This window comes from Pseudomonas sp. GW822-FHT04H02 (genome assembly GCF_058800645.1).
Genome location: NZ_JBXAMM010000004.1, coordinates 627832 through 649106 on the forward strand (window position 1 = coordinate 627832; position 21275 = coordinate 649106).

Annotated in this window: 24 protein-coding genes; 10 read left to right on the top strand and 14 right to left on the bottom strand. The window is 64.1% G+C overall.

Features of this window, described 5'->3' with window-relative positions:
* The 6 genes from benB to AC1RMG_RS20285 form a co-directional block, all read right to left on the bottom strand.
* Positions 1-489: a benzoate 1,2-dioxygenase small subunit gene (gene benB, locus AC1RMG_RS20260; RefSeq protein WP_011062145.1), complete on the bottom strand. Its 489-nt coding sequence runs from the start codon at positions 487-489 to the stop codon at positions 1-3.
* Positions 486-1850 carry a benzoate 1,2-dioxygenase large subunit gene (gene benA, locus AC1RMG_RS20265; protein WP_493170090.1) on the bottom strand — a complete coding sequence of 455 codons (1365 nt, stop codon included), beginning with the start codon at positions 1848-1850 and terminating at the stop codon, positions 486-488. The genes benB and benA overlap by 4 nt, the downstream gene beginning before the upstream one ends.
* Before the next feature lie 221 nt (positions 1851-2071).
* Positions 2072-3028, bottom strand: a complete 957-nt coding sequence (locus AC1RMG_RS20270; RefSeq protein ID WP_011062147.1) for an AraC family transcriptional regulator — start codon at positions 3026-3028, stop codon at positions 2072-2074.
* Between the two features lie 136 nt (positions 3029-3164).
* Positions 3165-4094 carry a catechol 1,2-dioxygenase gene (catA, locus tag AC1RMG_RS20275; protein ID WP_011062148.1) on the bottom strand — a complete coding sequence of 310 codons (930 nt, stop codon included), beginning with the start codon at positions 4092-4094 and terminating at the stop codon, positions 3165-3167.
* A gap of 51 nt (positions 4095-4145) precedes the next feature.
* Positions 4146-4436, bottom strand: coding sequence for a muconolactone Delta-isomerase (gene catC, locus AC1RMG_RS20280; RefSeq protein WP_011062149.1), 291 nt, complete (start codon positions 4434-4436; stop codon positions 4146-4148).
* Positions 4437-4446: 10 nt separating this feature from the next.
* Positions 4447-5595: a muconate cycloisomerase family protein gene (locus tag AC1RMG_RS20285; RefSeq protein ID WP_011062150.1), complete on the bottom strand. Its 1149-nt coding sequence runs from the start codon at positions 5593-5595 to the stop codon at positions 4447-4449.
* A 125-nt stretch (positions 5596-5720) separates the two neighbouring features.
* Here AC1RMG_RS20285 and AC1RMG_RS20290 point away from each other — a divergent pair, with 125 nt between their 5' ends.
* Positions 5721-6629: a LysR family transcriptional regulator gene (locus AC1RMG_RS20290; RefSeq protein ID WP_370059368.1), complete on the top strand. Its 909-nt coding sequence runs from the start codon at positions 5721-5723 to the stop codon at positions 6627-6629.
* 72 nt (positions 6630-6701) lie between these two features.
* Here AC1RMG_RS20290 and AC1RMG_RS20295 read toward each other — a convergent pair whose 3' ends face one another.
* Positions 6702-7454, bottom strand: a complete 753-nt coding sequence (locus tag AC1RMG_RS20295; RefSeq protein ID WP_011062152.1) for an outer membrane beta-barrel protein — start codon at positions 7452-7454, stop codon at positions 6702-6704.
* Between the two features lie 184 nt (positions 7455-7638).
* Here AC1RMG_RS20295 and AC1RMG_RS20300 point away from each other — a divergent pair, with 184 nt between their 5' ends.
* From AC1RMG_RS20300 to AC1RMG_RS20310, 3 genes are all read left to right on the top strand, one after another.
* Positions 7639-8094 carry an RDD family protein gene (locus AC1RMG_RS20300; RefSeq protein WP_053159422.1) on the top strand — a complete coding sequence of 152 codons (456 nt, stop codon included), beginning with the start codon at positions 7639-7641 and terminating at the stop codon, positions 8092-8094.
* A 61-nt stretch (positions 8095-8155) separates the two neighbouring features.
* Positions 8156-8491, top strand: coding sequence for a DUF6388 family protein (locus AC1RMG_RS20305; RefSeq protein ID WP_492575052.1), 336 nt, complete (start codon positions 8156-8158; stop codon positions 8489-8491).
* A 42-nt stretch (positions 8492-8533) separates the two neighbouring features.
* Positions 8534-9238 carry a YoaK family protein gene (locus tag AC1RMG_RS20310; protein WP_011062155.1) on the top strand — a complete coding sequence of 235 codons (705 nt, stop codon included), beginning with the start codon at positions 8534-8536 and terminating at the stop codon, positions 9236-9238.
* A 15-nt stretch (positions 9239-9253) separates the two neighbouring features.
* Here AC1RMG_RS20310 and AC1RMG_RS20315 read toward each other — a convergent pair whose 3' ends face one another.
* Positions 9254-10003, bottom strand: coding sequence for an SDR family oxidoreductase (locus AC1RMG_RS20315; protein ID WP_011062156.1), 750 nt, complete (start codon positions 10001-10003; stop codon positions 9254-9256).
* 186 nt (positions 10004-10189) lie between these two features.
* Here AC1RMG_RS20315 and tusD point away from each other — a divergent pair, with 186 nt between their 5' ends.
* The 6 genes from tusD (at position 10190) to AC1RMG_RS20345 (ending at position 13662) form a co-directional block, all read left to right on the top strand.
* A complete protein-coding gene (tusD, locus tag AC1RMG_RS20320) occupies positions 10190-10582 on the top strand; it encodes a sulfurtransferase complex subunit TusD (RefSeq protein ID WP_019092899.1) in 393 nt (130 codons plus the stop codon).
* Between the two features lies 1 nt (position 10583).
* Positions 10584-10946 carry a sulfurtransferase complex subunit TusC gene (gene tusC / locus AC1RMG_RS20325; RefSeq protein ID WP_015636278.1) on the top strand — a complete coding sequence of 121 codons (363 nt, stop codon included), beginning with the start codon at positions 10584-10586 and terminating at the stop codon, positions 10944-10946.
* Positions 10946-11242 carry a sulfurtransferase complex subunit TusB gene (gene tusB / locus AC1RMG_RS20330; protein ID WP_065363243.1) on the top strand — a complete coding sequence of 99 codons (297 nt, stop codon included), beginning with the start codon at positions 10946-10948 and terminating at the stop codon, positions 11240-11242. Before tusC ends, tusB begins: the two co-directional genes overlap by 1 nt.
* Positions 11239-11574 (top strand): TusE/DsrC/DsvC family sulfur relay protein, encoded by a 336-nt coding sequence (locus AC1RMG_RS20335; RefSeq protein ID WP_011062160.1) that lies wholly within the window; start codon positions 11239-11241, stop codon positions 11572-11574. The genes tusB and AC1RMG_RS20335 overlap by 4 nt, the downstream gene beginning before the upstream one ends.
* Entirely contained in the window at positions 11571-12572 is a 1002-nt protein-coding gene (locus AC1RMG_RS20340) for a glycosyl transferase family protein (RefSeq protein ID WP_011062161.1), read from the top strand. Before AC1RMG_RS20335 ends, AC1RMG_RS20340 begins: the two co-directional genes overlap by 4 nt.
* An 88-nt stretch (positions 12573-12660) precedes the next feature.
* The gene (locus tag AC1RMG_RS20345) at positions 12661-13662 is read left to right on the top strand and encodes a glutathione S-transferase family protein (RefSeq protein WP_493170095.1); all 1002 of its coding nucleotides are present in this window, start codon (positions 12661-12663) and stop codon (positions 13660-13662) included.
* Positions 13663-13733: 71 nt separating this feature from the next.
* Here the strand turns inward: AC1RMG_RS20345 and cysG are convergent, their stop codons facing one another.
* From cysG to AC1RMG_RS20375, 6 genes are all read right to left on the bottom strand, one after another.
* On the bottom strand, positions 13734-15128 hold the full coding sequence (gene cysG, locus AC1RMG_RS20350; protein WP_011062163.1) for a siroheme synthase CysG: 1395 nt from the start codon (positions 15126-15128) through the stop codon (positions 13734-13736).
* Complete coding sequence (gene serS, locus AC1RMG_RS20355) at positions 15129-16409, bottom strand: serine--tRNA ligase (protein WP_011062164.1); 1281 nt, start codon at positions 16407-16409, stop codon at positions 15129-15131.
* A gap of 16 nt (positions 16410-16425) precedes the next feature.
* Positions 16426-16800, bottom strand: a complete 375-nt coding sequence (gene crcB, locus AC1RMG_RS20360) for a fluoride efflux transporter CrcB (protein ID WP_011062165.1) — start codon at positions 16798-16800, stop codon at positions 16426-16428.
* Positions 16797-18122 carry a replication-associated recombination protein A gene (locus AC1RMG_RS20365; RefSeq protein ID WP_053159439.1) on the bottom strand — a complete coding sequence of 442 codons (1326 nt, stop codon included), beginning with the start codon at positions 18120-18122 and terminating at the stop codon, positions 16797-16799. Before AC1RMG_RS20365 ends, crcB begins: the two co-directional genes overlap by 4 nt.
* Before the next feature lie 33 nt (positions 18123-18155).
* Positions 18156-18779 (bottom strand): outer membrane lipoprotein periplasmic chaperone LolA, encoded by a 624-nt coding sequence (lolA, locus tag AC1RMG_RS20370; RefSeq protein WP_011062167.1) that lies wholly within the window; start codon positions 18777-18779, stop codon positions 18156-18158.
* A gap of 68 nt (positions 18780-18847) precedes the next feature.
* Positions 18848-21256 (bottom strand): DNA translocase FtsK, encoded by a 2409-nt coding sequence (locus AC1RMG_RS20375; protein ID WP_015636285.1) that lies wholly within the window; start codon positions 21254-21256, stop codon positions 18848-18850.
* Between the last annotated feature and the right edge of the window lie 19 nt (positions 21257-21275).

Genomic DNA, 21275 nt, shown 5'->3' on the forward strand with positions numbered 1-21275 from the left:
TCAGAGGTGGTAGATATCGACGACCTGGCGAACGTAGTCGTTCTTCAGGATGACTTTCTTGGCCAGGATCAGCGGGTTTTCGCCCCGCAGGTCGAGGGTGTAGAAGCTGCAGCCGAAGTAGCTGTCCACGGTCTTGTAGCGAAAGCTCAGGGTGTGCCAGTTGAAGCGCAGCTTGCACTGGCCGTCGCCCTGCTCCAGCAGCTCGATATTGCTCAGGTTGTGGGAGGTGCGGGTGTCGGGAATGCTGGCGCTGGAGCGCTCGGTCTTGATGCGGAACACCCGGTCTTCCAGGCCGCTGCGGTTGCCGTACCAGATCAGCGAGATTTCCCGCTGCGGGTCTTCGGTCAACTGGTCGCTGTCGTCCCAGGAGGGCATCCAGAAGGTCGCGTCCGGGGCGTAGAGTTCCAGCCAGCTGTCCCAGTCCTTGTCGTCCAGGTAGCGGGCTTCGCGATACAGGAAATCGCGCACGGCATCGTAGGAAATGGTCATTGCACGGCCTCCACGTCGATCCGGCGAGAGGTTTCAAGCTCCAGGGCCGCGAGCATGGTTTGCTGCCAGTACTTGTGCTGCATCACGAACAGGCCTTCGTCCTCGGTGCGCACCCCGCTGAGGATCGGTTGCAGGTCGATTTCTTTCGCTGCGTCGTCCGCGCCCTGGACCCAATGCTCGGCGCCGCGGGACATGTCGTTCCAGGCCGTGGTGCTGCCCTGGTAGCCGAGCTGGCAGGAGCGGAATTCCTCCAGGTCGTCCGGGGTGGCCATGCCGCTGACGTTGAAGAAGTCTTCGTACTGGCGGATGCGCCGGGCCCGGGCTTCGTCGCTCTCGCCCTTGGGCGCGATGCAGTAGATGGTGATTTCGGTGCGGTCCACGGAGATCGGCCGGGCGATGCGGATCTGCGAGCTGAACTGGTCCATCAGGTAGACGTTGGGGTACAGGCACAGGTTGCGCGAGTTCTCGATCATCCAGTCGGCGCGGGCCTGGCCAAAGTCCCGGGCCAGCTCGTCGCGGCGTTCGTACAGCGGGCGGTCTTCGGGGTTGGACCAGCGGGTCCAGAGCAGCATGTGGCCCTTGTCGAACGAGTAGAAACCGCCGCCCTGCTTGGCCCAGGTGCCGGCGCTCATGGTGCGGATGTCTTCCCCGGCCTCGCGCTGCTTGCGCTGGTTCTGGGTGGCGGCGTAGTTCCAGTGCACCGAGCTGACGTGGTAGCCGTCGGCGCCGTTCTCGGCGGTGAGCTTCCAGTTGCCTTCGTAGATGTAGCTGGAAGAACCGCGCAGCACTTCCAGGCCGTCGGCGGACTGGTCGACGATCATGTCGATGATCTTCGCCGACTCCCCCAGGTGCTCCACCAGGGGCAGCACGTCGGGGTTGAGGCTGCCGAACAGAAAGCCACGGTAGGACTCAAAGCGCGCGACGCGGGTCAGGTCGTGGGAGCCTTCGCAGTTGAAGCTGGCCGGGTAGCCGGCGGCGGCCGGGTCCTTGACCTTGAGCAGCTTGCCGGTGTTGTTGAAGGTCCAGCCGTGGAACGGGCAGGTGAAGGAGGCCTTGTTGCCGGTCTTGTACCGGCAAAGCATGGCGCCGCGATGGCTGCAGGCGTTGATGAAGGCATTGAGCTCGCCGTTCTTGTTGCGCGCGATGAACACCGGCTGCCGGCCCATGGTGGTGCTGTAGTAGTCGTTGGGGTTGGGAATCTGGCTTTCGTGGGCCAGGTACAGCCAGTTGCCTTCGAAGATGTGCTGCATCTCCAGGTCGAACAGCCGGGGGTCGGTGAACATCTCCCGCTTGCAGCGGTAGACGCCCTGGTCGGGGTCTTCTTCAAGCAGGGAATGCAGGTATTCGGGTCGCAGGGACATGGCCGCCGCCTCCATTGTTTTTATTCAGGCAGGGCCATGCTAGGGCGGGCTTGGAACGGGCAATAGCCAATGCGTGCACACCTGTATCCGTTTTCTGCAAAAGCGCCGACGTGGCCTGTGTAGGAGCCGGCTTGCCGGCGAAAAGGCCCTTGGATGGGGTGCTGAGCCTGCAGGCCTCTTCGCTGGCAAGCCAGCTCCTACAAGAGGCCGATGCCAGAGGATCAGTGCCGACGCTTGAGGGTGTCGGAGGGCAGTTCGCCGTATTGCTGGCGGTAGCTCTGGGCGAAGCGGCCCAGGTGCAAAAAGCCGAAGTCCAGGGCCAGTTCGGTAACGTTGCGCACCGGGCTGTGCGGGTCGCTGAGGCAGGCGTGCACCCGTTGCAGTTTCTGCTGGCGGATGTAGTTCTTCGGCGTGGTGCGGGCGTTGCGCTCGAACAGCGCGTACAACGAGCGCAGGCTCATGCGCGCCTGTTGCGCCAGTTCTTCGCAGCCGATGTCGTGCTTGAGGTTGCGTTCGATGTAGTCGGCAATCCGTTCGAAGGTCGCCGCCGAGGCGCCCAGGGCACCGCGCTGCACGTTGGTCTGCATCAGCCCCAGCAGTTTGCCCACCAGGATGTGCGCGTAGTGCTCCTGGACCTTGGGCATGCTTTCCAGGGCTTCGGCTTCCTGGCACAGCAGGCTCAGCAAGGGCACGAAGCCTTCCAGTTCCTGCAGTTGGTAGCGCTGGCGCAGAAAGCGCACGCCCTGCCCCGGGTACTGCCAGCGCTGTTCCTGGCAGGCGTTTTCCACCAGGTGGGTGGGAATCTTGATGATGAATTTTTCGCAGTCGTCGGAATAGGTCAGGTCCACCGGGTCGTCGGGGTTGATCAGCAGCAGTTCCCCCGGGGCGAAGTAGTGCTCCTGGCCCGGGCCACGCCACCGGCAGTGGCCCCGCAGCAGTACTTGCAAGTGGTAGATGCTTTCCAGGGCCGGCGAGGTGACGCGCACGCTGGCGCCGTAGCTGATGCTGCACAAATCCAGGCTGGCCAGAGCCCGGTGCTGCAGGCTGGCCTGGGGATGGCCGGCCCGGGGCAGGCGGATGCAGTGGCTGCCCACGTGCTGGTTGACGTAACCGGATACGGCATAGGGATCGGCTTGAACAAACACGCTGCTGCGCTCACTCAACAGATGCATCTGCATGATCGGGTCACTCTGATGGTTCTTATTGGGTCTGCGCTTCAGGCACGCAGCGCAGTCTCGTCAGGCCCGGCATAACGGCAAAAGCCACGGGCACCTGGGTCGGTGCTCCGTGGCCGGGCCAGGCACGGTCGGCGCTTCAATCCTCCAGGGCGCGGACCCGCTCGTGGCGCTGCTGCTCTTGCGGCTGGGCCGAAGACTGCAGGGTGAAGTCGAACTCGATCTCGGCAAAGCGCCCGCTGACCCCCAAGGCCTTGGCCCGAGCCTGGTCTTCGCTGAAGGTGATCTGGGCGATCAGCTCGTCGCGAGTGGCGTAGGCAAAATCGTCGTGCAGGTACTGGTCGCCATCCAGGTTGATCTGGGTGGTCAGGTGGCGATGGTCATCGGCGGAGATGAAGAAGTGGATGTGCGCCGGGCGCTGGCCATGGCGGCCCAGTTGGTCCAGCAGTTGCTGGGTCGGGCCATCCGGCGGGCAACCGTAGCCGGACGGCACGATGCTGCGAAAGCGGTAGCGGCCCTCGGCGTCGGTGACGATGCGCCGGCGCAGGTTGAACTCCGACTGGCTGCCGTCGAAGTAGGAATAGGTGCCGCCGGTGTTGGCGTGCCAGACATCGACGATGGCCCCGGCCAGTGGCTCGCCGGCGGTGTTGCGAACCTGTCCCTGCATGAACAGCACCACCCCCGGGTCGACGCCGTCGTCCAGGCGCGCTTCGCCCTGGCTCAGCGGTGCACCGGCCACGTACAGCGGGCCTTCGATGGTGCGCGGGGTGCCGCCGGTCTTGCCCACCTGTTCGTCGGCGGCGTCCATCAGCAGGTCCAGGTAATGCTCCAGGCCCAGGCCCGCGGCCAGCAGCCCGGCTTCCTGGCGGGCGCCGAGAACGTTGAGGTAGTTGACGGCCTTCCAGAACTCTTCCGGGGTGATCTCCAGGTCTTCGATGATGTTCACCGAATCCCGCAGGATGCGGTAGATGATGGCCTTGGCCCGGGGGTTGCCGCCCTCGGTGAACTGGCCGCTGGCTTCTTCAAGAAACTGCTGGGCGCTGGCAGTGTGGGAAATTCTGACGTTCATGATTAATCCTCATCTTGTATTTATTAGAGTGGTGAACGGGCTGGCACGGGCTCAGCGGTCATCCTCATGAATGGACGAAGGATGCCTGCACATGGCGTCAACTTCGATGGCCATGTAGGGGTACAGCGGCAATTGCATCAGGGTGTCGTGCAATTCCTGCACGCTGTCGACGTCGAACACGCTGTAGTTGGCGTACAGCCCGGCGATGCGCCACAGGTGGCGCCACTTGCCTTCGGCCTGCAGGCGTTGGGCCAGGGCCTTTTCGTCGGCTTTCAGCTGCGCGGCGCGCTCGGGGTTCATGTCGACCGGCAGGTTCACGGTCATTTTCACGTGGAATAGCATGCAGCCCTCCTCAGGTGTGATGCAGCACGGGGGTGGTTTTGTCGCGACGGAAGAACGCCAGGCGCTCTTCGTCCAGGCTCAGGCCAAGGCCCGGTGCCTTTGAGACATGCAGGTGGAAATCCCGGTACACCGGCGGCTCGGCGAGGATGTCCTCGGTCAGCAGCAGCGGGCCGAACAGTTCGGTGTCCCAGCTCAGTTTGTTCAGGGTCAGGAAGGCGTGGGCCGAGGCCAGGGTGCCGATGCCGCCCTCGAGCATGGTGCCGCCGTACAGTCCGATGCCCGCCGCCTCGGCAATCGCCGCGGTGCGCAGGGTGGCGCGAGGGCCGCCGTTCTTGGCGATCTTCAGGGCGAATACCGAGGCCGCCCCTTCCCGGGCCAGGTTGAAGGCGTCTTCCACGCACTCGATGGATTCGTCGGCCATGATCGGCGCCGGGCTGCTGGCATTCAGGCGCACCATGCCGGCGCGGTTGTTGCGCGAAATCGGTTGTTCGATCAGGTCGATGCCATTGCCGCCGAGGATGCGGCAGGCGCGCAGGGCCACGGCTTCGTCCCAGGCCTGGTTGACGTCGACCCGCACGCTGGCGCTGTCGCCCAGGGCCTTCTTGATGGCGATCACGTGGGCCAGGTCGCGGTCCACTTCACCGGCGCCGATCTTCAGCTTGAAGATGCGGTGGCGGCGCAGGTCGAGCATCTTCTGCGCTTCGGCGATGTCCTTGGCGGTGTCGCCGCTGGCCAGGGTCCAGGCCACCGGCAGCGCATCGCGCACCCGGCCGCCCAGCAGTTCGCTGACCGGCAGCCCGAGGCGCTTGCCCTGGGCGTCGAGCAAGGCGCTTTCGATACCGGATTTGGCGAAGGTGTTGCCGCGGATGCTCTGCTCCAGGCGCAGCATGGCGGCGTTGATGTTGCTGGCGTCCTGGCCGATCAGCAGCGGCGCGACGAAACGGTCGATATTGGTCTTGATGCTGTCCGGGCTTTCATTGCCATAGGCCAGGCCACCGATGGTGGTGGATTCCCCCAGGCCTTCGATGCCGTCGGCGCAGCGCAGGCGGATCAGCACCAGGGTCTGGTTCTGCATGGTGTGCATGGCCAGCTTGTGGGGGCGGATGGTCGGCAGATCGACGATGATCGTCTCGATCGATTCAATGGCAGAAGCGTGCATTTCCATACCCATCAGGTTCTTGAAGTTCTGCCAGCGATTCTGTCCCGGCTTTTTCCGGGGTTCCAATATAGAATTGGTCTGGCTTGATACCTTTAAGGTATGCACTTCACCACTGGGGAGCTGTCATGGAACTGCGTCATCTGCGCTATTTCCAGGTGCTGGGGGAAACCCTCAATTTCACCCGCGCCGCCGAGCGCCTGCACATCGCCCAGCCGCCGTTGAGCCGGCAGATCCAGCAACTGGAAGACGAGTTGGGGGTGCTGCTGCTGGAGCGTGGCCGACCGCTGCGCCTGACCGCCGCCGGGCGTTTTTTCTACGAGCATTCCAACCGGGTACTGGAGCAGTTGGGCAAGGTCTGCGACAACACCCGGCGCATCGGCCTGGGGCACAAGACCTGGCTGGGCATCGGCTTTGCCCCCTCGACCCTGTACGGCGTGCTGCCGCAACTGATCCGCCGCCTGCGCAGCAACGGCACCCTGGAACTGGAACTGGGCCTGTCGGAGATGACTACCCTGCAGCAGGTGGAAGCCTTGAAGGCCGGGCGCATCGATATCGGCTTCGGGCGTATCCATATCGACGACCCGGCCATCGTGCAGAAGGTGCTGACCGAAGACCGCCTGGTGGTCGCCCTGCCCGCCGGCCACCCGCTGCTGGGGCAACCGGTAAGCCTGGCGCAACTGGCGGAGGAGCCTTTCGTGCTGTACCCGGCCAACCCGCGCCCGAGCTACGCCGACCATGTGATCGCGCTGTTCAACGCCCGCGGCCTGAACCTGAAGATCGCCCAGTGGACCAATGAACTGCAGACCGCCATCGGCCTGGTGGGCGCCGGCATCGGCATTACCCTGGTACCGGCCTCGGTGCAGGTGCTGCACCGTGACGACATCGGCTTCTGCCCGCTACTGGAGGCCGAGGCCACCTCGCCGATCATCCTCAGCCGCCGCGTCGGCGAGCCCTCGCCGGGCCTCACCCACTGCCTGCACCTGATCGCCCAGTTGCGCAGCGAGATCGGCCGCGAACACCCCATTGTCAGCTGAAAGCACAACCGCCGGCCCCATCGAAAGACGGGCACCGGCGGCTCTCATGCAGCTTGGAACGGGCGGCTACCCTTAGAAGGTCAGGCCCACCTTGAAGCCATACTCGTTACGCTTGAGCTTGGTGTTGTCAGCCACAGGCGTATCTTCGTCCAGCTTGTACTCGGTGCGGGTGTAATAGACCCCGGCCATGACCGGCAGCGAGCCGTTCTGGTTCATCAAGAAATTCACCTCGGCGTAAGGGTTGGTGCGGTCCTTGAGGTCCACGGTGTCGCTGCCGACGTCATCCACCTTGAGCCGCGCCTTGCCGTTGATGGTGTGGCGCGCCCCCAGCTCGACGCGCATGGTCAGGTCGTCGAACTGGTGGTTGTAGCCCAGGGCGGCCTTGGCGAAGGGCGACTTGTTGGTGAGCTTCATGTCGTAGTCGCCGGTGTCCGGCTCATAGCGGGTCCAGGTGTAGCCACCCCCCACCAGCACATCGACAAAGTTGCGTGCATCCAGGGCGGCGCGCCAGCCCAGGTCGAGGTCGGCCTGGCCTTCCTTGAGCTTGTTGTCGTGCTTCTTGCCGAACTTGGCCTCGACCCCGGCCTGGTAGATCAGGCCCGATTCGGCGGTCATCTTGTTGCCGAAGTTGTAGAACACACCCCCTTCACCCAGGTGCTCCTTGTCGCTTTCACTACCGCCTTCGAGCTTGAAGTCGTTGTAGCTACCGAGGATACCCAGGGTGGAAATCGGCCCGGTGGCCGGGGCGGCCATGGCGCTGCTGGAAAGGGCCAGCAAGGTGGCTGCAGAGGTGCTGGCCAGAAGGGTTGCGAATACCTTTGACATCGTGTGTAGATCTCCCTGTTTGAATAAGGCAAATGCTGCAGGAGCCTTTTCGAGGGAAGCCAAAAGCAAAAGGTTCTAATTATTTTTCACGTTTTTTTCACATCCCTGTGAAGCCTCGCCCCCGCAGGGGCTTTAGGCCTTACAATAGGGCGCTCAATACAGGGCGTAGTCTTTGGGGCAGTGCATGGAAGTATCGAGAGCCGGCCTGATCGTCCGGCGCATTCTGGCTTATCTGGTCGACGGCCTGCTGGTACTGCTGCTGTGGTTTGTCCTGTGCCGACTGGCCGAACGCCTCCAATACCCGGATATGGAGCAATTCTCCACCTGGTGCCTGCTGGCCACCTGGTGCCTGTATTTTCCCCTCAACGAATACCTGTGGCGTGGCTACACCGCCGGCAAGGCCCTTTGCGGCCTGCAAGTGATCAATGGCATCGGCCAGCCCCCCTCGCTGTTGCAGGTATTGATCCGCTCGGCGACCCGCCCATTCGAAGCGGCCATCAGCCCGGTGACCCTGCTGATCTGCTGCGAATCAAGCCGCGGCCAGCGCATCGGCGACCGGCTGGCGCGCACCTATGTCATCCCGTGCAAGGATCTGGCGCGGCTGCGTGGCTTGATGGTCGCTCAGCCGAACCTGCCTTGAGCATCCGGCCGTAACCCATTCAGTCTTGCGCCCTGGCGTGGCGCTTTTTCCGGGAGTCTTCATGGCAATCGATCAACACCCGCATGAACAGGCCTTGGTCACGTTCCTCGAACAGCGCCCCGAGCTGCGCGAACAGCTGGACAACCTCAACCCCCTGGAAGCCCGGGCCCGGGGCGAAACCCCGGCGCAGTATCGCGCCGAGCGCCTGCATGAAGCCTTCGAGGCCGAAGCCGAACGCCTTGGGCTGTTCGCCTGGGAACTGAGCCTGCAACTGACCGCTGCCAGCCCCGAGGAATTCCACGTCCAGCGCCTTGAGGTGCACCGGGAAGTGGCGGAGATGGCCGGCATGCCGTGGGACGAGTACTGCACCCTGCACCACCTTGCCCCTCGGCCTTGACCCGCACGCGCCCCTCGCAGTCCCTGTTCAGGAGAACCGACGATGTTGCCTTCGACTTCCACGCAATCGGCCAGCGCAGCCCTGCAGCACACGCAGAAATGGCGCGGACGGGTCGGCCTCGGGCTGGTGGCCTGCCTTTCGGTGCTGGCGGGGATGACCGACGCCATCGGCTTCATGGCCACCGGGGATTTCGTTTCCTTCATGAGCGGCAACACCACGCGCATGGCCGTAGCCATCAGCGATGGCGAACCGGGCCTGGTACTGCGCCTGCTGCTCCTGGTAGCGACCTTTATCGTCGGTAACGCCCTGGGCGTGGTGGTCAGCCGCCTGGCCGGGCACCGTGCCCTGCCCTTGCTGCTGAGCATCGGCGCGTTGCTCTGCGCCTCTGCTGCCTGGCCTTTCGAGCAGCAACTGCCGGCCCTGCTGGCGGCCATCATTGCCATGGGCATGCTCAACGCCGCGGTGGAGGAAGTGAACGGCCTGCCCATCGGCCTGACCTACGTCACCGGCGCCCTCTCACGCTTTGGCCGCGGCCTGGGGCGCTGGATGCTCGGCGACCGGCGCAACGGCTGGCGGGTGCAACTGGTGCCCTGGAGCGGCATGTTCGCCGGGGCGGTGCTGGGCGCCTTGCTGGAACAGCACCTGGGGCTCAAGGCACTGTATGTCAGCGGGTTGTTTGCCGTGCTGCTGGGTGTGGCGTCATTGAAGATCCCCCGCCGCTGGCAACTGGGCTACAAGAACCGCTGACATTGAGCACGGTTATCAGCTGAACAGGCCGCCGCTGTCGGTATCGATCACGATCGACGACAGGCTGATATGCCGCGGCCGGGTCAGGGCGAAGATCACGGCCTCCACCACATCACGATTGGTGCCCTGCTCGCCCTTCTGCCGCGCCGGAATCTGCTGCCAGGCCTCATCCAGCGGCGAGACATCCTCCAGGTACGGCGGGTGCACGCACAGCGAGCGCACCGGCGTGCCCTTGAGCATTTGCCGCAGGCCATCGGCCAGGGCCAGTTGCCCGTGCTTGGCCGCATAGAACGGCAGCGACACGCTGTGCAGCGGTGCATTGGGCAAGCCGCTGATGGAGCCGATGGTGACGATGTCCGGGCGCTTGGAAGCCTTGAGCACCGGCAGCAGGCCCTGGGTCAGGAGGAAGGTGCCGCTCAGTGCGGCGTCGATCACCCCGGTGACTTCAGCGGCGCTGTGGGGCTGCTCGCTGGCCTCCAGCCACATGGCGCCGTTGTTGATCAGGATGTCCACTTGCGGGTGGCGGACGTGGATCTCAGCCAGGGCGGCCTTGACGCTATCGCTGCTGGCCAGGTCCACCACCACCTGATCGGCGGGGCTGCCGGTACGCGCCTCGATGGCCGCGCTGACCTGCGCCAGGGCCTCGGGGTTGCGCCCACAGAGAATCAGCTTGCAGCCCTGGTCCGCCAGGCTGATGGCCAGCGCGGCCCCCAAGCCCCTTCCGGCCCCCGTGACCACTACCACCGCCGAATTCAGATCCATCATCCCTTGCTCCTTGTCCCCGGTTGAATGAAGGCGCGAGTCTATCCCTCGCTTCGCAGTTTAGGGCCGGGCAAAGCTTTACCCGATATGTCCTGCATGCCTGGAACCAGAGCCCCAGGGGCGAAACGGGTTTAGCCGATGTTCGGAGAAAGCTTTATCATGGCCGCAGTTTTATCCATCGAGTCCGTCATGAAGTTCGCCATCGCCCTGTTCTCTGCCGCCCACGCGCCTTCCTCGCGCCGCGCCCTGCTGTTCGCCCAGGCGGCGCTGGCGGGCGGGCATGAAATTGTCAGGCTGTTTTTCTACCAGGACGGCGTGTACAACGCCGCCAACAGCATCGTCACGCCCCAGGACGAACAGGACCTGCCTCGGGAATGGCGCGAGTTTGTCGGCCAGCATCAACTGGACGGCGTGGTGTGCATCGCCGCGGCCCTGCGTCGGGGTGTGTTGAATGCCGACGAAGCCCAGCGCTACCAACGCACGTCGGTGAGCGTAGAGGCCCCCTGGGAGCTGTCGGGGCTCGGGCAATTGCATGACGCGGTACAGGCCGCCGACCGCCTGATCTGTTTTGGAGGGGCGTGAGATGGCCAAATCCCTGTTGTTGATCAGCCGTCAGGCGCCGTGGTCCGGCCCCGGCGCCCGGGAAGCGCTGGATATCGTCCTGGCCGGCGGGGCCTTCGACCTGCCCATCGGCCTGCTGTTTCTCGATGATGGCGTGCTGCAACTGGCGCCCGGGCAACAGGCCTCGCTGCTGCGCCAGAAAGACCTGAGCGCCAACCTGCAGGCGCTGTCGCTGTTCGGCGTCGACGAACTGTTTGCCTGCAGCGCCAGCCTCGCTGCCCGCGGCCTCGACCCGGCGAGCTTGAGTCTTGACGATGTACAGCTGCTGGACGCCCCGGAACTGGCCGGGATCATCGACCGTTTTGACCAGGTGATTACCCTCTGATGTCGACCTTGCATGTGTTGTCCCACTCGCCCTTTACCGACACTCGCCTGAGCAGTTGCCTGCGCCTGCTGGGCAGCGCCGACGGCCTGCTGCTGTGCGGCGACGCCGCCTATGCCCTGCAACCGGGCAGCGCCATTTGCAGCGAACTGAGCACCCGTAGCGGCTTGAATCTGTACGTGCTGGAAGAAGACCTGAACGCCCGCGGCCTGGCCCTGCCGGCCTGGGCCCGCGCGGTGGATTACCCGGGCTTCGTCGAGCTGTCCCTTCAGCATGACAAGGTCAACACCTGGCTATGAGTACCTTGACCGTGGGCGCTCGCGCCATCGAACTGGACAAGGACGGCTACCTGGTCAACCTCGACGACTGGTCCGCTGACGTGGCGCAAGCCCTGGCCGCCAACGAAGAGCTTGAGCTGAGCGCGGAACACTGGGAAATCCTCGAACTGCTCCAGGGCTTCTACAGGGAATTCCAGCTGTCCCCGGCCACCCGCCCGCTGATCAAGTACACCGCCCTCAAGCTGGGCCCGGACAAGGGCAACAGCCTGCACCTGAACCGACTGTTCAAAGGTACTCCCGCCAAACTTGCCGCCAAGCTGGCGGGCCTGCCCAAGCCGACCAATTGCCTATGAACGATTTCGCCCCCCTGCTCACCCAGACCCCGGAAGAACACCCTTTCGCCCAATTCGTGCGGATTCTCGGCAAGGGCAAGCGCGGCGCGCGCAACCTGACTCGCGAGGAAGCCCGGGAAGCCATGGGCATGCTGCTGGACGGCAAGGTCGAGGACACCCAACTGGGCGCCTTCCTCATGCTGCTGCGGCACAAGGAAGAAAGCCCGCAAGAGCTGGCGGGCTTCACCGAAGCCTTGCGCGAACGCCTGAACGCCCCGGCGATTGCCCTGGACCTCGACTGGCCGACCTACGCCGGCAAGAAGCGCCACCTGCCCTGGTACCTGCTGGCGGCCAAGTGCCTGGCACAGAACGGCGTGCGCATCCTGCTCCACGGTGGCGGCGCCCACACCGCCGGGCGCTTGTACACCGAACAATTGCTGGAACCCCTGGGGATTCCCCTGTGCCGTGACTGGCAGGCGGTCGGCCAGGCACTGGACCAGGGCAACCTGGCCTTCATGCCCCTGGGGGACTGGGCGCCGCAACTGCAGCGCATGATCGACCTGCGCAACATCCTCGGCCTGCGCTCACCGATCCATTCCCTGGCGCGAATCCTCAACCCCCTGGGCGCCCGCTGCGGCCTGCAGAGCATCTTCCACCCCGGCTACCAGGCAGTGCACCGCGATGCCAGCGGCCTGCTGGGGGACAACGTCATCGTGATCAAGGGCGATGGCGGCGAGATCGAGATCAACCCGGACACCGCCAGCCATCTGTACGGCAGCACCGGTGGCGTCAGTTGGGACGAGGAATGGCCGGCACTGTCGGCACAACGCCATGTAAAACCTGCGAGCCTGGAACCCGAGCACCTCAAGGCGCTGTGGCGCGGCGATGTAGAAGACAGCTACCCGCAACTGGCCCTGCTGGCCACCATGGCCCTGGCCTTGCGCGGCCTGGGCACGCCCCGGGAGCAAGCCTTCGCCCTGGCCCAGCAATACTGGGATGCCCGGGACAGATCGATTTAATCGATCAAAACCGCCCATGCTTTGCGCTTTTTGTTCGAACCCAGGGGCATAGACTGCACTCCAACGCAAAACAGCCGAGGAGCATTTCATGGGTCTGCTGATCGAAGGGCGCTGGCATGACCAGTGGTACGAAAGCGGCAAGGACGGCGCCTTCCAACGAGAACAGGCGCAACGTCGCAACTGGGTCACTGCCGATGGCCGCCCCGGCCCCAGCGGTGAAGGCGGCTTCGCCGCCGAGGCCGGGCGCTACCACCTTTATGTGTCCCTGGCCTGCCCCTGGGCCCACCGCACGCTGATCCTGCGCAAGCTCAAGGGTCTGGAAAAGCTGATCGACGTCTCGGTGGTCAGCTGGCTGATGCGCGAGAACGGCTGGACCTTCGACATCGCCTACGGCTCCAGCGGCGACCCCCTGGACCACTTCGACTTCATGCATCAGCGCTACACCGCCGACACCGCGGACTACACCGGCCGCGTTACCGTACCGGTGCTGTGGGACAAACAGCGCCAATGCATCGTCAGCAACGAATCGGCGGAAATCATCCGCATGTTCAACAGCGCCTTCGACGGCTTGACGGGCAATACCCTGGACTTCTATCCGCAACCCTTGCGCAGCAAGGTCGATGAGCTCAACGGGCGCATCTATCCGGCACTGAACAACGGTGTGTACCGCGCCGGGTTCGCCACCTCGCAAAAGGCTTATGAGACGGCGTTCGATGATGTCTTCGCCGAACTGGATGCGCTGGAGGCCCTGCTCGGCACGCAGCGCTACCTGGCCGGCGAGTACCTGACCGAAGCCGATGTGCGGCTGTTCACCACCCTGATCCGCTTCGATGCGGTGTACTACAGCCACTTCAAGTGCAACCTGCGGCGGATTGCCGATTACCCGAACCTGTCGAACTGGCTGCGGGAGCTGTACCAGTGGCCGGGGATTGCCCAGACCGTGGACTTTACCCACATCAAGGGGCACTACTACGCCAGCCACACCACCATCAATCCGACAGGCATTGTGCCCAAGGGGCCGTTACAGGACTTCAGCCGCGCACATGATCGGCAGCGGTTGAGTGGGCAAGGGGTTTGGTGCAGGGGTTGAGGACGCTTTCGCCGGCAAGCCGGCTCCTACAACAGCGGAATGTGTAGGAGCCGGCTTGCCGGCGAAGCTTTTCAGACCTCGGACTGAGCGCCTTCGAACCAGGCCAGCTTCTCGCGTAGCTGGACCACTTCGCCAACGATCACCAAGGTCGGGGCGTGCACTTCGTGTTCCGCCACCAGGGCCGGCAGGTTGCCCAGGGTGCCGGTGAAGACACGCTGGTTGCTGGTGGTGCCCTGCTGAACCAGCGCCGCCGGGGTGTCGGCGCCGCGACCGTGCTTGATCAGTTGCTCGCAGATGGTCGGCAAGCCCACCAGGCCCATGTAGAACACCAGGGTCTGGGCCGGCGCCACCAGGTCGCTCCAGGGCAGGTTGCTGGTGCCGTCCTTGAGATGGCCGGTGACGAAGCGCACCGACTGGGCGTAGTCACGGTGAGTCAGGGGAATCCCGGCATAGGCCGAGCAACCACTGGCCGCGGTAATCCCCGGCACCACCTGGAACGGAATGCCGTGGGCCGCCAGCTCTTCGATCTCTTCGCCGCCCCGGCCGAAGATGAACGGATCACCACCCTTCAGGCGCACCACCCGCTTGCCTTGCTGGGCCAGGGTCACCAGTTGCTGGTTGATCTGTTCCTGGGGCACGGCGTGATCGGCACGACGCTTGCCGACGTAGATGCGTTCGGCGTCGCGGCGGCACAGCTCGAGAATCGCCGGTGCCACCAGGCGGTCGTAGAGCACCACGTCGGCCTGCTGCATCAGGCGCAGGGCGCGGAAGGTCAGCAGGTCCGGATCACCCGGGCCTGCGCCCACCAGATACACCTCGCCCGGCGCATGGGGCGCCTTGCCGGCGATCTTGGCCTGCAACAGACGTTCGGCTTCCGCGCCCTGCCCCGCCAGCTGGCGATCGGCGATGGGGCCCTGGAATACATCCTCCCAGAACGCCCGGCGCTGCTGCACATCCGGAAACAGGCCTTTGACCTGGGCGCGGAAACGCGCCGCCAACCCGGCCAATTGGCCGTAGGTGGAAGGAATCCAGGTTTCCAGCTTGGCCCGGATCAGCCGCGCCAGCACCGGCGCATCGCCGCCACTGGAGACTGCGATGACCAGCGGCGAACGGTCGACGATGGCCGGGAAGATCACGCTGCACAGGGCCGGCGCGTCCACCACATTGACCGGCACGCAACGCCGATGGGCATCGGCGGAGACCTGGGCATTCAGGGATTCGTCGTCGGTGGCGGCGATGATCAGGGTGCAGCCGTCGAGGTCCGCCTCGACATACCCGCGCAACAGGGACTCACCGCCGCTGGCGACGATCAGTTCCTGCAATTGCGCTTCTATTTCAGGTGCGACCACTCGCAGCTGCGCACCGGCATCGGCCAGCAGACGGGATTTGCGCAAGGCAATCTCCCCTCCGCCGACCACCAACACACGACTGCCGCGAAGGTTGTGAAACAGCGGCAGATATTCCATTTAGCCGATGACCTCAAGGCCACCCATGTACGGCTTCAGCACATCCGGCACACGGATCGAACCGTCGGCCTGCTGGTAGTTCTCCAGCACCGCCACCAGGGTGCGGCCCACGGCCAGGCCGGAACCGTTGAGGGTGTGCACCAGCTCAGGCTTGCCGGTTTCCGGGTTGCGGAAGCGCGCCTGCATGCGGCGGGCCTGGAAGTCGCCACAGTTGGAGCACGAGGAGATCTCGCGGTACTTGTCCTGGCTCGGTACCCAGACTTCCAGGTCGTAGGTCTTGACCGCGCTGAAGCCCATGTCGCCGGTGCACAGGGCCAGTACGCGGTACGGCAGTTGCAGCAGTTGCAGGACTTTCTCGGCGTTGGCGGTCAGGCCTTCCAGGGCTTCCATGGAGGTCGACGGCTCGACCACCTGGACCATTTCGACCTTGTCGAACTGGTGCTGGCGGATCATGCCGCGAGTGTCACGGCCCGAGGCACCGGCTTCACTACGGAAGCACGGCGTGTGGGCGACGAACTTCAGCGGCAGTTGCTTGGCGTCGAGAATCTCGCCAGCGACGATGTTGGTCAGCGACACTTCAGCGGTCGGGATCAGGTACAGATCGGCTTCGCCTTCGCGAGTGATCTTGAACAGGTCTTCCTCGAACTTCGGCAACTGGCTGGTGCCCACCAGCGCCGGAGCCTGCACCAGGTACGGGGTGTAGGCCTCTTCGTAGCCGTGCTCGCCGGTGTGCAGGTTGATCATGAACTGCGCCAGGGCGCGGTGCAGACGGGCAATCGGGCCGCGCAGCAAGGCGAAGCGCGCGCCGGACAGCTTGGCCGCGGTTTCAAAGTCCAGCCAGCCGTGGGTTTCGCCCAGGGCCACGTGGTCCTTGATCGGGAAATCGAAGGCGGTCGGAGTGCCCCAGCGGCGCACTTCGACGTTGCCGTCTTCGTCTTCGCCCACCGGCACCGACTCGTGGGGCAGGTTGGGAATGCCGAACAGGATCGAATCCAGTTCGCTCTGGATGTTTTCCAGCTCCGCCTTGCCGGAGCTCAGCTCGTTCCCCATGCGCTCAACGTCGGCCATCAGCGGGGCGATGTCTTCGCCGCGTTGCTTGGCCTGGCCGATGGACTTGGAGCGCGCGTTACGTTCAGCCTGCAGTTGCTCGGTGCGGGTCTGCACGGTCTTGCGCTGTTCTTCCAGCGCTTCGATGCGTGCCACATCCAGGGCAAAGCCGCGGGATGCCAGACGATCCGCTACGTCCTGGAGGTTGCTACGTAACAGTTTGGAATCGAGCATGTCGTTCTCTCGTTTATCAAAGTTTGGTCAAGGACAGGCCGGCCCAGGTAGCAAGCAGCCCGCCGAATACACTCAGTGCCGCGTAGCCCAGGGCCAGCGCCACTTGTCCGCTTTCCAGCAGACGCACGGTATCCAGTGAAAAGGATGAAAAAGTCGTCAGGCCACCGAGGAAGCCCACTATCAATCCGGCACGCACTTCGATCGGCACTTCCGGACGGACCAGGAACAGCCCGTACAACACGCCGATCAGCAGGCAGCCCACGATATTAACGGCCAGCGTCGCGGTATAGAAGTGCCGCGGCCAATTGGCGTTGATCCAGTTGCCGGTGGCAAAGCGCAACAGGGTGCCAGCCACACCGCCGGCGGAGACTGCGAGGATCAGGGGGATCAAGGTTTTCTCCGCTGCAAGGGGCTGGCCCGGTCCAGGGCGGCCAGGTGCTTGAGCTTCTCGCCGATCTTCAGTTCCAGGCCACGGGGCACCGGTTGATAGAGCGGCAAGGGTTCGAGTTCTTCGGGGAAATAGTCTTCACCGGCGGCGTAGGCATCCGGCTCGTCATGGGCGTAGCGGTATTCGTCGCCGTAGCCCAGTTGCTTCATCAGCTTGGTCGGGGCATTGCGCAGGTGGATCGGCACTTCCAGCGAGCCGTGCTCGGCAGCAGCGCGAATGGCGGCCTTGAAGCCCATGTACACGGCGTTGCTCTTCGGCGCACAGGCCAGGTAGGTGATGGCCTGGGCCACTGCCAGCTCGCCTTCGGGGCTGCCCAGGCGCTCCTGCACATCCCAGGCCGCCAGGCACAGGCTCAGGGCCCGCGGGTCGGCGTTGCCGATGTCCTCGCTGGCCATGCGCACCACGCGCCGGGCCAGGTACAGCGGATCGCAACCGCCATCGAGCATGCGTGCAAACCAGTACAGGGCGCCGTCAGGGTTGGAGCCGCGCACGGATTTGTGCAACGCGGAAATCTGGTCATAGAACGCCTCGCCGCCCTTGTCGAAACGGCGGCGGGTATCCCCCAGCAGGCTTTGCAGCAAATCGACGCCGATCTCGCCGCCGTCCTCCGCCAGATCCGAGGCGTTTTCCAGCAGGTTGAGCATGCGCCGGCCATCGCCATCGGCGGCCGACAGCAGCATCTGGAAGCCTTCATCGCTGAGGCTCAGCTGGCGCTTGCCCAGCCCCCGCTCCTCGGTCAGGGCGCGCTGTACCAGGGTGCCCAGGGCCGCTTCATCCAGGCTCTTGAGCACATAGACCCGCGCTCGGGAGAGCAAGGCGTTGTTGAGCTCGAAGGAGGGGTTTTCCGTGGTGGCGCCGATAAAGATCAGCGTGCCGTCTTCCACGTAGGGCAGGAAGGCATCCTGCTGCGATTTGTTGAAGCGGTGCACTTCGTCGACAAACAGGATGGTTCGCCGACCGTATTGCCCGGCCTGCTGCTTGGCGATTTCCACCGCCTGGCGGATCTCCTTGACCCCGGCCAGCACCGCCGAGACGGTTTCGAAGTGGGCATCCGAGACTTCCGCCAACAGCCGCGCCAGGGTGGTCTTGCCGACCCCGGGCGGGCCCCAGAAGATCATCGAATGCAGCGCGCCCTGCTCCAGGGCCTCGCGCAGCGGCTTGCCCCGGGCCAACAGGTGCTGCTGGCCAACGTACTCGTCCAGGTTGGTCGCACGCAGGCGTGCGGCCAGTGGCTGGGCAATCGGGGCACTACGAAACAGGTCCATGGACTACCTTCGAAACCTTGCGGTTGCGGCTGCTTACTCTTGGATCACATCGGCACCCTTGGGGATGTCGAACTTGAACTTGGACGCCGGGATGGCTTCGTTGGCCTTGACCCCGGTGAACAGGATATTGGTGCGCTGGCCAACGCTGTCGATCAACTGCATGTCGTTGATCATGCCGTTGCGAAACGACAGGCGCAGGCTGTCGAACAGGGTGTCGCGGGTTTTCGGCTTGAGGGTGAAGTCCATCACGCCGCCGGCTTCCTTGGAGGTGATGTCGAAGCTTTCGCTGATTTTCGACACGTCACCGGAGAGCAACAGGGCCGGGGTCTGGGTCAGGCGCTGGTCAAGCTTCTTGATGGTCACCTGCTCCAGGTCCGGGTCCCACAGGGAGACTTTCTGGCCGTCGGAAACCATCAGCTGTTCTTGTGGCGCATCGGTGTGCCAGTAGAACAGGCCCGGGCGCTGCAGGGACATCTCGCCGGCGGTTTCCTGCAACTGGGTGCCGCTGCCATCCAGGGTCAGCTGGGAGAAACGCGCGGTCAGGGTCTGGGACTTTTCCAGCAACTGGGTCAGGCGCGCCACGTCTTTGGGGTCGGCGTGGGCCGACAAGGTGGTCACAGCCAATACCGGCAGCAGCAACATGCGAATCAGGCGCATGGAATTCCTCATTAATTGGATGGGTATACGAGCGGCGTGACTTCACGCCGCTGCAAGCGAAACAGGGATCAGTCGCGCGTCGGGCCCGGCGCCAGCACTTCGCGGGAGCCGTTGGTGTTCATCGCCGTCACCACCCCGGCCATTTCCATGGCTTCGATCATCCGGGCGGCGCGGTTATAGCCAATCTTCAGCTTGCGCTGTACCGCAGAGATCGAGGCCCGGCGGCTTTCCAGGACGAACTGCACGGCTTCGTCGTAGAGCGCGTCGGCTTCCGGATCATCGCCGTCACCCCCGCCGCTGCTACCTTCGAAACCACTGCCCGCCTCTTCGACACCGTTGAGGATGTCGTCGTTGTATTCCGGCGCACCGCGCAGCTTCCAGGCCTCCACCACGCGGTGCACTTCATCATCAGAAACGAAGGCGCCGTGGACGCGGATCGGCAGGCTGGTGCCCGGCGGCATGTAGAGCATGTCACCGTGGCCCAGCAATTGTTCGGCACCGCCCTGGTCGATGATGGTCCGCGAGTCGATCTTGCTCGACACCTGGAACGCCATGCGGGTCGGGATGTTGGCCTTGATCAGGCCGGTGATCACGTCTACCGATGGGCGCTGGGTGGCGAGAATCAGGTGGATACCGGCGGCACGGGCCTTCTGGGCGATACGGGCGATCAGTTCCTCAACCTTCTTGCCGACGATCATCATCATGTCGGCGAATTCGTCCACCACCACCACGATGGTCGGCAGCTTGGTCAGCAGCGGCGCTTCGTCGTGGATGCTTTCGCGGTTGTACAGCGGGTCGGCCAGCGGGGTACCTGCTTCAATCGCTTCCTTGACCTTGGCGTTGAAGCCCGAGAGGTTGCGCACGCCCATCTTGGCCATGAGCTTGTAGCGCCGCTCCATCTCCGCCACGCTCCAGCGCAGGGCGTTGGCCGCGTCCTTCATGTCGGTCACCACCGGGCACAGCAGATGCGGAATGCCCTCGTAGATCGACAGTTCGAGCATCTTCGGGTCGATCATGATCAGCTTGGCGTCTTCCGGGCCGGACTTGAACAGGATCGACAGGATCATCGCGTTGACCCCCACCGACTTACCGGAGCCAGTGGTACCGGCCACCAGCAGGTGAGGCATTTTCGCAAGGTCGGTGATGATCGGCTTGCCGCCGATATCGTGGCCCAGGGCCAGGGTGACCGGGGATTTGAAGTTGTCGTATTCCGGGGTCGAGAGCACTTCGGAGAAGCGCACGATCTGCCGGTCTTCGTTGGGAATCTCGATGCCCACGGTGGTCTTGCCGGGAATCACTTCCACTACGCGAACACTGGTCACGGCCAGGGAACGCGCCAGGTCCTTGGCCAGGTTGGCGATCCGGCTGACTTTCACCCCTGCCGCCGGCTGGATTTCGTAACGGGTAATCACCGGCCCCGGGTGGATCGAATCCACCGAGACTTCGACGCCGAACTCCTTGAGCTTGATTTCCAGCAGGTGGCCAACCGCCGCCAGGGATTCGGGGGAATAGTTCAGCTGTTTCTTTTCTGCCGGGTCGAGGATCGAGATCGGTGGCAAGGTGCCTTCCACCGCGCTGTCGACGAACAGCGGCACCTGTTTCTCTTTCTGCACGCGCTTGCTGGGCTCCGGCGCCTTGGTGGCGATCGGCGTGATCACTGGCGGCACCTGCTTTTCGCGCTCGGACATGTGCTTGCTCAGGGCCTGCTCGCGCTCGATAAGGCGCTCCTTGACCTTGGCCTGCTCGCGCTTGTCGGCCACGTTCGGGGTCACGACTTCATCGACCCGGGCATCCACTTCGCGCAATTGCGCCACCAGTTGCTTGCGCTCCACGCGCGCATCCCACCAGCGGTTGGCGGCGCCCTGGAACAGTTCGAACAGGTCGAGGGTGATCTTGCCGGTCACGTCCATCACCTTGAACCACGACAGGTCGGTGAACACCGTCAGGCCGAACAGGAACAGGGCAATGAACATCAGGGTGCTGCCCTGCACGTTCAGGGCATTCTTGGCCAGGTCGCCCAGGCTTTCGCCCAGGGCGCCACCGGCACCGGCCGGCAGGCCCGTGGCGGCATGGAAATGGATATGGGCCAGCGCGGCGCCCGACAGCACCAGGAACACCAGGCCGATCAGCCGCCAGGAAAACAGCCAGCCGCTCCACTGCCAGGGCTCATGGCGCTGGCGGAAGATCTGGTACGTCTTGATCGCCAACAGCAGCGGGAAGATATAGGCGAAGTAACCCAACACCATAAACAGGATATCGGCGCTGTAGGAACCGGCCGGGCCACCGAAGTTCTGCACGTCTTCAATCTTGCTGTTATGACTCCAGCCCGGATCATCTTTCCCATAGGTCAGAAGTGCCATCATCAAGAACAGGCACAGGGCGCCAATGGCGATCAACGCACCTTCCTTGAGCCGGTAGTGCAATTGTTGACGCCAGAGCGGAACAACAGGTTTAGGTGCTGCGGTGGATTTCTTCAAAACGCGTCTTTTCCTGCGC